The organism is Roseomonas fluvialis (genome assembly GCF_022846615.1).
GTDB classification, from domain to species: domain Bacteria; phylum Pseudomonadota; class Alphaproteobacteria; order Acetobacterales; family Acetobacteraceae; genus Neoroseomonas; species Neoroseomonas fluvialis.
Genome location: NZ_AP025637.1, coordinates 3,745,919 through 3,760,476, shown reverse-complemented (window position 1 = coordinate 3,760,476; position 14,558 = coordinate 3,745,919). Strand labels below are relative to the sequence as shown.

General features: G+C 72.9%; 14 protein-coding genes. 6 read left to right on the top strand and 8 right to left on the bottom strand.

From position 1 onward, the window contains the following. Window positions 1-150 precede the first annotated feature (150 nt). Window positions 151-759 carry a glutathione S-transferase family protein gene (locus tag MWM08_RS18075; RefSeq protein ID WP_244407895.1) on the top strand — a complete coding sequence of 203 codons (609 nt, stop codon included), beginning with the start codon at window positions 151-153 and terminating at the stop codon, window positions 757-759. 153 nt (window positions 760-912) lie between these two features. On the opposite strand, the gene MWM08_RS18070 is transcribed toward MWM08_RS18075, so the two are convergent. Beyond that, window positions 913-1,539: a Tat pathway signal protein gene (locus tag MWM08_RS18070; protein ID WP_244407894.1), complete on the bottom strand. Its 627-nt coding sequence runs from the start codon at window positions 1,537-1,539 to the stop codon at window positions 913-915. 175 nt (window positions 1,540-1,714) lie between these two features. Here MWM08_RS18070 and MWM08_RS18065 point away from each other — a divergent pair, with 175 nt between their 5' ends. After that, window positions 1,715-2,365 (top strand): NeuD/PglB/VioB family sugar acetyltransferase, encoded by a 651-nt coding sequence (locus tag MWM08_RS18065; RefSeq protein WP_244407893.1) that lies wholly within the window; start codon window positions 1,715-1,717, stop codon window positions 2,363-2,365. Beyond that, complete coding sequence (dctP, locus tag MWM08_RS18060; RefSeq protein ID WP_244407892.1) at window positions 2,362-3,327, top strand: TRAP transporter substrate-binding protein DctP; 966 nt, start codon at window positions 2,362-2,364, stop codon at window positions 3,325-3,327. Before MWM08_RS18065 ends, dctP begins: the two co-directional genes overlap by 4 nt. A gap of 244 nt (window positions 3,328-3,571) precedes the next feature. Here dctP and MWM08_RS18055 read toward each other — a convergent pair whose 3' ends face one another. Then, on the bottom strand, window positions 3,572-4,462 hold the full coding sequence (locus tag MWM08_RS18055; RefSeq protein WP_244407891.1) for a fumarylacetoacetate hydrolase family protein: 891 nt from the start codon (window positions 4,460-4,462) through the stop codon (window positions 3,572-3,574). Between the two features lie 241 nt (window positions 4,463-4,703). Then, entirely contained in the window at window positions 4,704-5,687 is a 984-nt protein-coding gene (locus MWM08_RS18050; RefSeq protein WP_244407890.1) for a M14 family metallopeptidase, read from the bottom strand. A 183-nt stretch (window positions 5,688-5,870) separates the two neighbouring features. Between MWM08_RS18050 and MWM08_RS18045 the strand changes: the two genes are divergently transcribed. Then, complete coding sequence (locus MWM08_RS18045; protein ID WP_244407889.1) at window positions 5,871-6,281, top strand: CDGSH iron-sulfur domain-containing protein; 411 nt, start codon at window positions 5,871-5,873, stop codon at window positions 6,279-6,281. Between the two features lie 22 nt (window positions 6,282-6,303). On the opposite strand, the gene MWM08_RS18040 is transcribed toward MWM08_RS18045, so the two are convergent. The 3 genes from MWM08_RS18040 to MWM08_RS18030 all read right to left on the bottom strand — a co-directional run bounded on the left by MWM08_RS18040 (window position 6,304) and on the right by MWM08_RS18030 (window position 9,023). Then, entirely contained in the window at window positions 6,304-6,957 is a 654-nt protein-coding gene (locus MWM08_RS18040) for a hypothetical protein (RefSeq protein ID WP_244407888.1), read from the bottom strand. Between the two features lie 94 nt (window positions 6,958-7,051). After that, window positions 7,052-7,285: a hypothetical protein gene (locus tag MWM08_RS18035; RefSeq protein WP_244407887.1), complete on the bottom strand. Its 234-nt coding sequence runs from the start codon at window positions 7,283-7,285 to the stop codon at window positions 7,052-7,054. Window positions 7,286-7,313: 28 nt separating this feature from the next. Next, the gene (locus MWM08_RS18030) at window positions 7,314-9,023 is read right to left on the bottom strand and encodes an electron transfer flavoprotein-ubiquinone oxidoreductase (protein WP_244407886.1); all 1,710 of its coding nucleotides are present in this window, start codon (window positions 9,021-9,023) and stop codon (window positions 7,314-7,316) included. Between the two features lie 84 nt (window positions 9,024-9,107). On the opposite strand from MWM08_RS18030, the gene MWM08_RS18025 reads away from it, so the two are divergent. Together MWM08_RS18025 and MWM08_RS18020 are read left to right on the top strand one after the other, a co-directional pair. Next, a complete protein-coding gene (locus MWM08_RS18025; RefSeq protein ID WP_244407885.1) occupies window positions 9,108-9,917 on the top strand; it encodes a uracil-DNA glycosylase in 810 nt (269 codons plus the stop codon). Window positions 9,918-10,065: 148 nt separating this feature from the next. After that, complete coding sequence (locus MWM08_RS18020; RefSeq protein ID WP_244407884.1) at window positions 10,066-11,859, top strand: lytic transglycosylase domain-containing protein; 1,794 nt, start codon at window positions 10,066-10,068, stop codon at window positions 11,857-11,859. A 130-nt stretch (window positions 11,860-11,989) separates the two neighbouring features. On the opposite strand, the gene MWM08_RS18015 is transcribed toward MWM08_RS18020, so the two are convergent. Continuing rightward, window positions 11,990-13,513: an AMP-binding protein gene (locus MWM08_RS18015; RefSeq protein WP_244407883.1), complete on the bottom strand. Its 1,524-nt coding sequence runs from the start codon at window positions 13,511-13,513 to the stop codon at window positions 11,990-11,992. Window positions 13,514-13,599: 86 nt separating this feature from the next. After that, window positions 13,600-14,547 carry a sterol desaturase family protein gene (locus tag MWM08_RS18010; RefSeq protein ID WP_244407882.1) on the bottom strand — a complete coding sequence of 316 codons (948 nt, stop codon included), beginning with the start codon at window positions 14,545-14,547 and terminating at the stop codon, window positions 13,600-13,602. Between the last annotated feature and the right edge of the window lie 11 nt (window positions 14,548-14,558).

The window sequence follows — 14,558 nt, the reverse complement described above, 5'->3', positions numbered from 1 at the left end:
TGGCGCGTCCCGACATCCGGCGCCCGCCTGCCCTGGCCGAGCGCGCCGGGCAATTGTATGCCCCGCGGGCGCGCCTGCACGAAAACCCACGCCGCGAATCCCGCGCCTGGCAGCAGGCCCACGCCGCGACCCGCCCAGAAGGACCACGCCATGCTCAAGATCCACGGCATTCCCCGCTCCCGCGCCTTCCGCTGCATCTGGGCGGCCGAGGAAGCGGGACTGCCCTACGAGGTCATCCCGATCGGCTTCCAGCCGGGGTTCAAGCTGGAACGCGCCGTCACGATCAACCCGAACAACAAGATCCCGGCGCTGGAGGATGGCGACCTGGTGCTGTTCGAGAGCCTGGCGATCAACCTGCACATCGCCGCCCGTGCCGGCGCGCCGCTGATGCCCGCGGGCGACGACGCCTCGCGCGTCATGCAGTGGACGCTGTGGACCGCGACCGAGGTCGAGCCGCACGTCATGCGTTGGTCCTACAACGCCTACCTGAAGCCCGAGGCCGAGCGCGTGGCGTCCGAGGCTGCGGCCGGCAAGGAGGCGCTGGATGCGCGCCTCGCGGTGCTGGAGCGCGAGCTGGCGGCGCGGCCCTTCCTGCTGGGCGCGGGGTTCACCGTGGCCGACCTGAACCTGGCCTCGGTGCTCTATGGGTCCTGGCTGAACGGCTACGACTACGCGCCCTTCCCCAAGGTGAAGGCCTGGATGGACGCCTGCATGACGCGCCCGGCCGCGCTGCGCGCACGCAAGCAGCGCGAAGGCTGAGGGACGGGTCCACGCGGCCGCCCCGGCGCGCCCGCAGCCACCCATGCCCGTCGCCGGCTTGGGTGGCCCGGGAAGGGGGCGACGCCAGATCGCGGCGTGGGCATCCCGGCACGGTCGCGACGGGTCGCTGAGGTCTGCTGGGCGGCCTGCGCGCTACCGCCAGGCGTAGCTGCGGATCGAGCAGGTCTCGACGTTGCGATTCTCGAGCACCCGCCCGTCCATGTAGACCACCCGCATGTCCACCGTGCACACGCCCAGCCGCGGCAGGCCGATCGGCATGGATGCGCCGGGCGGCAGGATCTGGCGCGGGCCGAGCCGGTCGCGGCCCCAGTTGCGCTCGGTGGTGAGCGAGACATAGATCTCGCGGATCGGCTCCCCGCTGCGGTTGACGAAGACGAAGGACGGGTCCTCGCGCTCGACCTCCCGCTCGCGCGGGGGCGGCGGCACCGGGGCCTGGGGCACGTCGCGCCCGAAGGTGATGCGGCTGAGGGTGCAGGCATGCACGCCGAGATGCCCGTCCTCGGTGCCATCGGCGAAGCGCACGCGGATATCGAGGTAGCAGTCGCGGAAGGTCGGTTCGACATAGACCTGCATGCCCGGCCGCAGCGGCCCCTGCAGCAGGATGTTCGGCCCCCATTCCGGTACCCGGGATGGCGAGACATTGGCCGCCACGATGGTCTGCCCGGTGTTGTTCTGCAGCCAGAAGCGGTTCTGCGCCGCTGCGGGCGTCGCGGTGGCGAACAGCAGGACCAGGGCGGCGATCAGGCCAGGCAAGCGCATCGTCGTCTCCCGCTGAGCCATGCACCACTTCGGTGGCGAAGGCTGTAGCCTGTGTCGCGCGGCTGAGTCGCCGCCGGGGCCAGCGCACCCCGGCGGTTCACGCGTGCGCAACGCCACAATAGCCGCTTCCGCGCGGCAAGGTGATGGCGGCGTGGCGGGGCAGGGGGATGGACGCATGGACACGGCGCGGCCGGGAATCTTGGTGATGGGGGCGGGCGGGCATGGCAAGGCGGTGCTGGACCTGCTGATGGCCGGTGGCGCCTGGCGCATCGCCGGCGTGGTCGACGACGCCCCGCGCCTGGCCGAGGTGCTGGGCGTGCCGGTGCTCGGCAATGATGCCGCCTTCGCCGGCCTGCGCGCCGCGGGTGTCGCGGCGGCGCATCCGGCGATCGGCCACAACGCCCAGCGCATCGCCGCCGCGGCACGGCTGCTGGCGGCGGGCTTCGCCTTGCCGGCCCTGGTCCATCCCGCGGCGATCCTCGGCCGTGGTGCGACGCTGGGCGAAGGTGCGGCGGTGCTGGCACGCGCCGTGATCGGGCCGGAGGCGCGGATTGGGCGCCTGGCGCTGGTCAATACCGGCGCCATCGTCGAACACGACTGCGACCTGGGCGAGGGTGCGCACGTCGCGCCCGGCGCGGTGCTGGCGGGTGGCGTGCGGATCGGCGCCGGCGCCATGGTCGGCGCCGGCGCGGTGATCCGCCCTGGCGTGGTGGTGGGCGCGGGGGCCATCATCGGTGCCGGCGCGGCCGTGCTGGCCGACGTGCCCCCCGGCGCGACCTTCGCCGGCGTGCCTGCGCAGAACCTGCATCCGGAGACGTCGCCATGACCCTGCCGCGCCGCGCGATCCTCGCCGCCCCCGCTCTCGTCATCGGCAGCGCCGGCGCGCAGCCGGCCGGCTGGACGGTCGCCACCGAATACCCGGCCACCTCCATCCCGGGCGAGGGCGTGGCCCATTTCGCCGCCGCCGCCACCGCGCGCGGCATGCCGGTCACGGCAGCGGCGGGCGCGCCGGATGGCTACCGCTCCGCCGCCGCGCTCGATGTGCTGGCGGCCGGGCGCTTCGCGGCGGTCGATGCCTTCGCCGGCGCGCTCGATGCGGTGGACCCGGTCTTCCTGCTCTCCTCGCTGCCCTTCCTGACCGCCTCGCATGCCGATGCGGCGCGGCTGCGGGATCTGGCACGGCCGCGCTACGCCGCGGCGGCGCAGGCGCGCGGTGCAGTGCTGCTGTGGACCACGCCTTGGCCGCCCTCGGGGCTCTGGACCAACCGGCCCGTGACGAAGCCCGAGGACCTGCGCGGTCTGCGCGTGCGCACCTACGACGCGACCGGCACCGAGGTGCTGCGCGCCGCCGGCGCGGTGGCCGAGGTGCTGTCCTTCGCCGAGGTCGATGCACGCCTCGCGGCCGGCACGCTCGATGCCGTGCTGTCGTCTGGCGATGGCGGGGCGGGGCGCCGGCTGTGGCGCTGGCTGCCGCATTTCACCGAGGCGAACTACGCCTGGCCGCTGTCGCTGGCCTTCGCGTCGGCGCCGGCACTCGCCGCGCTGCCGGCCGCGCAGCAGCAGGCGGTGCGCGACGCCGCAGTGGACACCGAGGCACGGCAATGGCGAGCGATCGAAGGGCGCCTTGCTGCCAATCGCCAGGTCATGCGGGAGAACCAGGTGGGCATCCACGAGCCCGACGCAGCGCTGCGCGCGGCCCTGCGCGGCGCGGCGGCAGGCGCGGTCACAGCCTGGGAAGCGCGCGCCGGGGAGGCCGGGCGCGCGATCCTGACCGCCTATCGGGGATGAGAGTTCGCGTCCCGCATCCCTGCGGCGGCAACGCATGACGCATGGCCGAGCGGCGCGCCCGCCGGTCTGAATTTCAGTTGCCGCTCAGCCGTCGCGCCGACCGTGCGCGCGGGTGCACCGCGCGACGGCGCCTGCCGCCTCGCCTTTGCGCCATCCACCGGGGCACCGGGCGCGCGGGTGGCACGGACGCGCATGTGCGCGCGCGGCCCGATGCGGCGCATCGGGCCGGTCTGCGTCAGCGCCGTCAGTCGGCGATCGCGTTTGTCAGGGTGCCGATGCCCTCGATGGTCAGTTCCATCACGTCGCCCGTCTTCATCGTCTGCGGCGGGACCATGGCGTAGCCGACACCCTCGGGCGTGCCGGTCATGATCACGTCGCCCGGCAGCAGGGTGAAGCCGGCCGAGAGCTGGTGGATGATCTCCTTCACGTCGAAGATCATCTTGGAGGTGCGCGAGGCCTGCCGCTGCTCCCCGTTCAGCTTCAGCCCGATCGCGAGGTCCGAAGCATCGAGGTCCTCGCGTGGCACGATCACCGGCCCCATCGGGCAGGAACGGTCGAGCGACTTGCCCTTGAACCACTGCCCGTGCCGGCGCTGCAATTCGCGCCCGGTCACGTCGTTGCCGATGGTCCAGCCGTAGACGTGGTCGAGCGCCTTGTCCTTCGGGATGTCGCGCCCGGCGGTGCCGATCACCGCGACCAGCTCGACCTCGTAGTCGAGCCATTCCGTGACGCCCTTGTGCGAGGGCACCGGCGCGCCTGGCGCGATCACGGTGTCCGCCGCCTTGGTGAAGAACTGCGGGAACTTCGGCACTTCGGACTGCGTGATGCCGCGGGTGCGGTCGCCTTCCGCCACGTGGTCCATGTAGTTGCGCCCGACGCAGAACACGTTGCGGCGCGGACGCGGGATCGGCGCCTGCAGCGCGACGGACGCCAACGGCAGCACAGTGCCCGCCGGCGGGTTGGCCGCCAGCGTGCGTACCGCGGCCAGCACGCCCGGCCCGCCGTCGATCAGCGCTAGCATGTCGCGCGCCGGCGGCATGGCGGCACCGAGGTCGAGCACGCGCCCGCCATCCAGCAGCACGCCGGCGCGACTGCCCTCGGCATCGGCGAAGGTGATGAGCTTCAAGGCGGCCATGCGGCGTTTCCCCCAGGGGTGTTCGGTCGGCGCCACGCAAGCGCGCCGCGCGGCGCAGCGCAACCCCCCTGCGGATCGCCGGCGCGCCTGGCCACCCGACGCAGCGGATCGAGGCCAGGCCTCGATCCGGGAGCACACGGCGCGCCGGCGCCCAGCCGTCAACCGCGCGGGGCGCGCCAGTGCACGGCGCGAAGGCAAGCGGCCCAGGCGGGCCGCGCCCGCGCCTGAGGGCACGACAAAACTAGCTTACGAATCGTGCCATGCGCACCGCGGTATGCCCGCGCGGGACCATCGGCGTGGGCATCACCAGCAGGCAGTCGTCGTGCGGCGTGCGGATTTCCGCCTCGCCATCAAGGGCGATCAGCGTATTGGCGTGCGGGATCACCTCGCCGCCGCGGAAATCCCGCAAGAAGGCGAAGGACCGCGTCGCGGCGGTCACGGTGCGGCTCACGCGAGCGAGGCGCGGTGGCGGCGCGGGCGCGATCGGCGGCAGCGCCTGCGGGGGCATGATGCCGGCCAGGTGCAGCAGGCGCAGGCAGGCCTGCTCCATGCGCTGGACCGTCGGTTCCTCCCAATGGTCGCCGGCTTCGACCAGCACGGCGGCGGCATCGGTATCGGGCCTGGCGAAGCGCGCATAGTCGATCAGCCGCCGCCCGCCGGTGTGCCCGGCATCCGCCACCACGGTCTGCGGCAGCCCGATCGCGAGGCCGAGCCGCGCCGCCTTGTCCGTGCTGCCGGCCAGGATCAGCGGGTCCGATTGCCAGAGCATGGAATGCAGGTCGGCCAGCAAATCGATGCTGTCGACCAGCGGGCGCAGTTCCCGCGCGCGGCGCAGTTCGACCGACCGGCGCGGACCATCGAGCTCGGTCTCCGACCAGACGCGGTTCATGTCCTCGTCCAGGAAGCGTGTCGCGGTCGGGTCGCCGGCGTCGAAGCGGGCGAAGGCCTCGAGGTTGCAGAACACCAGGGTCAGTCGCCCGCGCGCCGGGCGCAGCGATGCGCGCGTGATCCATTTCAGCAGCCGGTCCAGCACCACCGCGCCGGCGATCTCGTTGCCATGCACGATGGCGGTGAGCGCGACATGCGGGCCGGGTGCGTCGGCGGTGAAGGACCAAGCGCCGGGAATGCCGCAATTGCCCGGCAGCCAGCGCCGCAGGTCGGGCCGCGCGATGTTGACGGCGACCGTGGGCGGCCGCGCGGGGGAACGCCCCGGGATGTCATGCATGGCGGGTGGCCGGTGCGCGGCCGCGGTGGCGAGGGCACGTCACGGCCGGGCAGACCTTGCGGTCCGCCGCGCATCGCGCGTCACGCACACTCGTCCCCGGTTTGCGCCTCATGCGTGCAGTCTATACAGGCCGCGGGGGTCGTCCATATGGGGGCCTGCGCCACCGCGACAGGAAAACCGACCATGGCAGATGATGCGCCCGCCACCGCCCGCGTGCTGGCGAATGGCCCGCTTGAACTGAAGGGCGAGATCCTGCTGAACGGCGCTCCGGTCGGCGCCGAGGCTTGGCTGTGCCGTTGCGGTGCGTCGGCCGACAAGCCGTGGTGTGATGGAAGTCACACTGCAGCACCCTGCACCTTGACGGGCGACCCGGCGCTGCGCGAGGGGCGCGAACTCCCGCCGGCCGGCGCGCCGCTGAACCTCGAGCCGCAGCCCAACGGGTCGGTGAAGGCGACCGGGCCGTTGCTGATCCTCAACGATGCCGGTGCGGTGACCGACCGCGTGACGCAGGCCTTCCTGTGCCGCTGCGGCCAGTCGGCGCGGCAGCCCTATTGCGATGGCAGCCACAAGCGGGCGGGGTTCGTCGCGCCCTGAGGCAGCGGCGTCGCGCGGCGCGTCAGTTCATCGGTCGGGGCGAGAAGCCATTGGCGCGAATGAGCTGTTCAGCCTTCGCCTGCATCGCAGGGTCCGCGACCGTATAGGCGGCCTGCAGCTGGAAGCTCACGATCTTGCCCGCGCTCAAGGAGGGCTCGCGCGACTTGAGGTCCGATGACGGGTAGGCCGCATTGGCCCAGGCATCCGAGATCCAGCTGCTGTCGCCTGGGTGCGATCCCCAGGGGTTGGTGACGTAGCTCGCGGCTTCGGCGCTGGTGGTGTGGCCATCCGGGCGCGTCGTCGTCACCCGGCCCGGCGCGCGGCCGAGCACCGCGATCTGATGGTTCGCCGAGCCGTGGTCGTAGCCCCAGACCTCGACCGGGTAGACATCGTTGGCGACACAGAAGCAGAACGCGACCGAGGCGTGTTCCGAGCAGTTGCCGGTGGTGAGCGACATCGCGACCCGCGCGATCTCGAGCCGCTCGGCCACCGGGGACATGACGTTGTCGCGGTGCATCATGAAGGTGCGGCCGATCATGTTCGCGCCCATGCGCTGCAGCAGCGGGATATAGAGCGCATCCGAGGACTGCACCTGGTTGGCCGGCCCCCACGACAGCATGCGCTTGGTGAAATCGCGCGCGGCCTCGGCCCAGTAGCCGTAGTCGATCGACGACATGGCACGCCTCCGATGAAGACCTCCATGCAAGCGGAAATAATGCGGTTGAGCAACAAGTTGTCCGCGCACGCGGTGCGTGCAGCGGTGCGATGCTTCAGTCCGGCGGGGGCATCCTGCGCGCCAGACTGCGCCCCAGCGCTTCGACCGCACCCTGGAACCGGCGCAGCAACAGCACCCAGACCACCAGCAGCAGCGCCGCCCAGAGCACGCCGAAGGCCTGCCAGGCCAGTGCCGCGCACGCCACCCAGCCGAGGCCGAGCAGCACGCCCGCGCGCAGCACGCCCAGCACGGGGTGCGCGCCGCGCGGCAGGGGGGCGTCGCGCGTCATACGACGCGCGCCATGCGACCGGGGTCGTTCACATGCCGCCGATGTAGTTGGGCCCGCCGCTGCCTTCGGGCGTGCACCAGTCGATGTTCTGCGTCGGGTCCTTGATATCGCAGGTTTTGCAGTGGACGCAGTTCTGCGCGTTGATCACCAGCCGTGCGGCGGGCGTGCCGGCCTCGACCTCGGCGCCCGCGCCGGTCGCGCCTTCGGTTGCCTGGGCGTCCGGTGTGCCGCGCAGCAGCGCATCGGCCGCGGGGCCTACGGCCTCATAGACCGCGGCGGGGCAATAGCGGCTTTCGGGGCTGGCGAAGCTGTCGAAGTTCACGCCCTTCCAGCGCGACGGGTCACGCAGCTTCAGGTGCGCGGGCTGGTCTTCCTCGTGGTTGGTGTTCGACAGGAACACCGAGGAGAGCCGGTCGAAGGACAGCACGCCATCGGGCTTGGGATACGCGATCTTGGGCGCGTCGGCCGCCTTGCGCAGCGTCGCGTGGTCGTCGTGATGCGCCATGGTCCAGGGCGCCCTGCCGCGCAGCACGTAGGTGTCCAGCGCGGCATAGGCCATGCCGCCCCAGAAGCCGAACTTGGCGAAGCCGGGGCGGATGTTGCGCACGCCTTCCAACTCGCTCCAGACCCACGACGCGCGCAGGTTCGCCGGATAGGCTTCCAGTACCGGCGGGCGGGCCTCGGCCTTCAGCGCTTCGGCGATCGCCTCGGCCGCGACCATGCCGGACTTCATCGCTGTATGCGTGCCCTTGATCTTGGGCACGTTCAGGAAGCCCGCGCTGTCGCCGATGATGGCACCGCCCGGGAAGACCAGCTTCGGGATGGACTGCAGCCCGCCCTCGTTCAGCGCGCGCGCGCCATAGGCGATGCGCTTGCCGCCTTCCAGCATGGCAGCCACCGCCGGGTGGTGCTTGAAGCGCTGGAATTCGTCGAAGGGCGACAGCCAGGGGTTGCTGTAGTCGAGGCCGACCACGAAGCCGATGCTGACCAGGTTGTCGCCCAGCATGTAGAGCCACGACCCGCCATAGGTGTCCGACGGCAGCGGCCAGCCCACGGAATGCCAGATCAGGCCGGGCGTGTGTTTCTCCTTCGGGATCTCCCAAAGTTCCTTGATGCCGAGGCCGAAGGTCTGCGGCTGCACGCCGTCGCGCAGGTTGAAGGTCTCGAACAATTTCTTGGTCAGCGAGCCGCGGCAGCCCTCGCCGAACAGCGTATAGGTGGCGCGCAGTTCCATCCCCGGCTGGTAGTTCGGCCCTTCCTCGCCCTCGCGCGTGATGCCCATGACGCCGGCGACGACGCCCTTCACCTCGCCGTTCTCGATGATCGTCTCGCTCGCCGCGAAGCCCGGGTAGATCTCGACACCCAGCGCCTCGGCCTTCGCTGCCAGCCAGCGGCACACATTGCCCAGCGAGACGATGTAGTTGCCGTGGTTGTTCATCGCCGGCGGCGTGGGCAGCTTCCACGCCTTGGTGGCGGTGAGGAACATGAAGCGGTCGTCGCCGGCCGGTGTTGCCAGCGCTGGCGGGTCGTCGCGCCAGTCGGGCAGCAGCTCATCGAGAGCGCGCGGTTCCAGCACGGCACCCGACAGGATATGGGCGCCGATCTCGCTGCCCTTCTCGACCAGGCAGACCGAGGCGTCGGGGGACAGCTGCTTCAGCCGGATCGCTGCCGCCAGGCCCGACGGCCCGCCGCCCACGATCAGCACGTCGAATTCCATCGCCTCGCGCTCAGCGGCCATGTCCGGGGGTTCCTCTCGATCTCGGCCCCCATGTAGCGGCAGGGCGGGTTGCGCGGAACCCCGCGCGGGGCCGATATGGCGGCCATGGAGCAGGACCGTGCGGCGCTGCTCGCCGCCCTCGCGCTGCAGCTGGACTGGGGAGCGGACGAGGCGCTGGAGGAAGCGCCGCCCGACCGCGCCCGCGCGCCCGCGGTGGCGGCGTCCGCCGCCACGCCCGCCGAGGCCGCGCGCGTGCCGCCCCCGCCCGTGCGCAGCGCGGGCACCCCGCCCGCCGCAACACCGATCGCCGCGCGCGCCGCCACCGCCGCCGCCGCCGCCGACAGCCTGGCCGCGCTGCGCGACGCGATCGCCGCCTTCGACGGTTCCCCCCTGCGCGACACGGCAACCAACCTGGTCTTCAGCGACGGCGCGCCCGACTCAGGCCTGATGATGATCGGCGAGGCACCGGGCGCGGAGGAGGATCGCCTGGGGCGCCCCTTCGTCGGCCAGTCGGGCCAGTTGCTCGACCGCATGCTCGGCTCGGTCGGGCTGCGGCGGGAGGAGGGCGGCTTCTACATCACCAACATCCTGCCCTGGCGCCCGCCGGGCAACCGCACGCCGACCGACGCCGAGATCGCGCTGTTCATGCCCTTCGTGCTGCGGCACATCGCGCTGGTGCGCCCGCGCCGCGTCGTGCTGCTGGGTGGGGTCGCGGCCAAGGCGCTGCTGCGCGCCAAGGACGGCATCACCCGCCTGCGCGGCCGCTGGCACCAGGTCGAGGTCGAGGGCGCGGGCAGCCTGCCCATGCTGGCCACGCTGCACCCGGCCTATCTGCTGCGCACCCCGGCGGCGAAGCGCGATGCCTGGGCGGACCTGCTGCTGTTGCGCCGCACCATCGATGCGGAATCGTCCTGAGGTTGCGCAGGCCGCGCGTGCACCACGCCCGCTAACTGTCTGGCCCCGCTGTTCCCGTCTCAATTCACGAGAAATCTCTCGTTCATCACCGTTGCATGGATGGCGAAAGCCTCGTTAGTCGCGACTCGCCATGCGCGCGATCTGCCCCATGGCCCGACGCACGCCCGCCGCTGCCCTCGTGGCCGCCATGGGCGCGCCGCTCTGGTTCGGAACCCCCCTTCCAGCCGCAGCGCAACGGGCCGACCAGACCGCCTCGGGCGTTCCAGCCGCCGCTGTGTCGGGTGCCGGAGCGGCTGCGATCCTACGCCCGCTCGCCGCGGCCGATGCCGCGCGGCTGGTGCGCATCTTCCAACTGCAGGCCGAGGGCAGTGCCGCCGCGGCGGCGCGCGAACATGATGCGCTGCGTGACCGGCGCCTCGATGGCCATGTGCTGGCTGACCGCTGGCTCGGCCCGCGCGCTGCCGCCCCGCGCGCCGAGGAGCTGCGCGCCTGGCTGCTGCGCCACGCCGACCAGCCCGACGCGCCGGCCATCCATGCGCTGCTGGTGCGCGTCGCGCCGGAGGGCAGCGCCATTCCGCCCGCCCCCGTGGAAGCCGCGCTGCCCGAGGATGGCGAGGCGGTGCCCGAGGAACGCGAGCCCGCCGCGCGCGGCTTCACTCGCAACCCCGCACTCGATCGCACGGTGCGCGAACGCGCCTTCGGGGGCGATACGCAGGGCGCGCTGGACCTGATCCGCCGCACGCGCGGCATGACCCCCGCCTATGCCGCCGCCCTGCGCGCCGATATCGCGCTGGCGCTGTTCCGCCGCGGCGAGGATGTCGCGGCCTTCCGCATGGCGTCCGAGGTGGCGCGGCGGGAGAAGACAGGCCGCGCGGCCTTCGCCGCGGGGCTGGCGGCCTGGGGCCTCGGCCGGCACGAAGTCGCGCTGCCCTATTTCGAGACCGCCGCGCGGGCCGAGGGCGGGTCTGCCGCCGCGCGCGCCGCCGCCGCCTTCTGGACGGCGCGTGCGGCGGTGCGTGCCCGCCGGCCGGCGCAATACGTCCCCTGGATGCTGCAGGCGGCCCAGGAACCGCGCACGTTCCACGGGCTGCTGGCGCGCCGTTCTCTCGGGCTGACGCCCGGCTTCGCATGGCATGGCGAGGCCGCCGAGGGTGCCGGCGCGGCCGCGCTGATGGAGACCGCGGGCGGGTGGCGCGCGCTGGCGCTGATGCAGGTGGGCCAGCAGGCGCGCGCCGAGGCGGAACTGCGCGCGCTGTGGCCTGCCGCGCGTGGCAATGCGGTGCTGCTGCGCGCCATGCTGAGCGTCGCCGGGCAGCAGGGCATGACGCATCTGGGGGCGCAGCTCGCGGGCCTGGCGCAGGGGGCGGATGGGCGGCCACGCGACCTCGCGCGCTTCCCGCTGCCGCGGCTTGAACCGGCGCAGGGGTTCCGCGTCGATCCGGCGCTGCTCTATGCCCTGGCGCGGCAGGAATCGAATTTCGATCCCGAGGCGATCTCGCGCGCCGGCGCGCGTGGTCTGCTGCAGGTGATGCCGGCGACCGCTGCCTATGTCGCGAACGACCCGTCCTTCCGCGGGGAGGGCGCGGCGCGGCTGCACGATCCCGGGCTGTCGCTCGAGATCGGCCAGCGCTACCTGCTGTACCTCGCGAACCACGAGGCAGTGCAGGGCGATCTGATCCGGCTGCTCGCGGCGTACAATGCGGGCCCGGGCAACCTGGCGCGCTGGCTGCCTGCTTCGCGCCACCGCGACGACCCGTTCCTGTTCATCGAGGCGATCCCGGTCGAGGAGACGCGCCTGCACGTGCAGCGCGTGCTGGCCTATTCCTGGATCTACGCCTCGCGCCTGGGGCTGCCCTCGCCGAGCCTGGAGGCGTTGGCGCGCGGGGCGTTCCCGCAATTCAACGCGGCAGGCGCGACCGGGCGGCGCGTAGCGTTGAACTGAGCCGCTTTGGAGGCTCAGGCGCCGGCTTGGCTTGCGCGCAGTGGGCTGGACCGCCCGGCGCGGTCGATGGTTTGGGCGCGGTCGCGCTGTGCGCTCCCGGATCGTCCGCGCGCCTGATCCGCCCGTGCGGTCAGGGCGGGGCGGCGGCCTTTTCGGACAGCGCCCGCAGCGCCTGCAGGTCCGGCTTGCCGCCCGGCAGGAGCGGCAGCGAAGGTAGCGCCAGGATGCGCGCCGGCACCGCGTAGCGCGGCAGGCGCGCCGATAGCAGCGGCCGCAGCGCCTCCGTCGCGCCGTCGGTGGCAGCGAAGGCGACGAGTTCCGTGCGCAGGCCATCCTGGCGCGCCAGCACCGCCGCATCGCGCACGCCAGGCAGCGCGCGCAGCGCCGCCTCCACCTCGGCGGGGTCGACGCGATTGCCGTTCACCTTCACCTGGCGGTCGGTCCGCCCCAGCACGCGCAGCTGCCCCGCATCGTCCAGCACGGCGAGGTCTCCGGTGCGGTAGATGCGCGCCTGCGGGTCTGTTGCGTCGGGCACCATGCGGCCCGGCACGCAGGCGCCGTCCTGCCATTCGCCCATGGCGTTGTAGCGGCTGCGGATCACCACCTCACCCGGGACGCCGGGCGGGCAGGGCATGCCGTCGGCATCCAGCAGCACGAAGGCGCCGCCTGCGCGGAGCCGGCCCGAGGGCATGGGCGCCGAACCCTCGCCCGTCGGCGGCAACGCGTGGTCGAAGGGGATTGTCTCGGTCGCGCTGTAGGAGGCAATCAGCCGCACACCATCGGGCAGCACGGCGCGCAGCGCGGCGACGTCGTCGGCGGGCAGTGCCTCGCCCACCAGGCGCACCGCGCGCACGGCGGCGAGCGCGTCCCGCGCGCGGGACAGTCGCGGCAGGCTGCGCGCCAGCGTCGGCACCGCGCGCAGCAGGGTCGCGCCGTGCTCCTGCATCAGCCGCGGCAGCGCCGCCGGCCCGGCCGCGATCGGGTCGATCGCGAGATACCCCGCACCGGCGAGCAGCGCGGTCAGCAGGTGCATCGCACAGGCCACGCTGGCGTGCCCGCCGAGGAAGGCCAGGCGGTCCTGCGGGCCCACGCCCATCAGCTGGATGTTGCCCCAGGCCTGGAAGGCGAGCGCGCGACGGTTGTGCACCACCAGCTTGGGCGCGCCGGAACTGCCCGAGGTTGCGCTGACCAGCGCCGGCGCGCCGGGCGGGGCCTCGGCCAGCGTGATCGTACCCTCGGCCGGGGGCAGTGCCAGGCAACCGGGCGGCAGCACCTCCGCCGAGCCGAAGGCCGCAGCCATGTGTGCCGCCCGCGCCAGCGCGGCCCGTCGGGCGGGCGGCAGCGCGGGGTCGATCGGCAGCGCGAGCCTCCCGGCCGCCAGGCAGCCGAGCAGGCAGGCCGCGTGCTCCACGCCCGCTGGCAGCAGGATCCCGACCGGCGTCGCGCAGGGTGCCGCGGCCGCCGCGCCCGCCCGCGCGATCACGGCGCGCCAGAACGTCGCCCGGTCGACGGCCAGGCCGGGCTGCGCCACCGCCAGGGCCGTGGGGTCGCGCAGCACGAGGTCGCGCAACACGGGCATGAGCGGCCGGTCGGCCTGTGCGGGGTCGTGCGCACCTGCGCCGGCCTGCCAGGCATGCTCGTCGACAGGTGGCATGGCGCAGCATCGGGCGTGGCACGGCCGCGGTGCAACGAAAACCCTGGCGATCCGCCGGTTGCCGGTGTGGGCTCCGACGGTGGCCCTCAGTGCGCCGCGGGCGCTGCGCCTGCCGGTGCGCCCTGCGCCGCCGGTGCGGCCTCCGCCTCGCCGAGGCCGAAGCGGAAGCGTTCCTTCGGGTCGGGGATGTAGAGCGAGCCGAACATCCAGTCCCACAAGGCAAACACGGTCGCGTAGTTGCGGTCGTGGTGGCGCGGATCGGCGCTGTGATGCACCTGGTGCATCTGCGGGCTGACCAGGATGTGCGACAGCCAGCGCGGGAAGGCCAGCGCGACATGGCTGTGCCGCAGGTGGGAAAACGCCAGGTTCCACACCAGCGAGAACACGTTCACGCCGAGCAGCGTGAGCGGCCCGACCGACGCCCCGAGCATGGTCGCGACCAGGCCCATCCCGAGGCCGCTCATGAACACCGCGCCGATGATGTGCACCACCTGCTCCTGCGGCCAGAAGCGGAAGGCGGTGATGGGGGTGAGGAATTCCGGCGCATGGTGCAGCCTGTGCGCCCGCCACAGCAGCGGGAAGCGATGGAACAGCCGATGCGACCAGTACAGCGCGAAATCTCCCGCCGCGAAGGCGATGAAGCCCGCCAGTGCCATCGCTGCCGCGGCCTCGATCCGCGTGCCGGTCTCGGGCGCGCCGAAGATCGGCAGCATCAGCAGGTAGCCAATGGTCGCCCCCATCGCGCTGACGATGAGCAGCACCGGCGCCGCCAGGAAGGGAATGGCGGAATTCACCACCATGAAGCTGAGGTCGACCGGCAGCTGGCGCCAGAAGCGCGCGCTGGCGCAGGGCAGCGCCTCGGCCCGCGCGGCGCGCCAGTTACCCCCGGCCAGCGCCGCCGCGATGGCGAAGCCCACCACCGCCGCGATCAGCGTCGGCCACCAGAAGGGCGAGCCAGGATCGGTCAGGATGCCGGCCAGCGACGCCAGCCAGTTCCATACGGCGGTCAGGGGGTCATAGTCGGGCCGGGTCATTCGCGCGACGG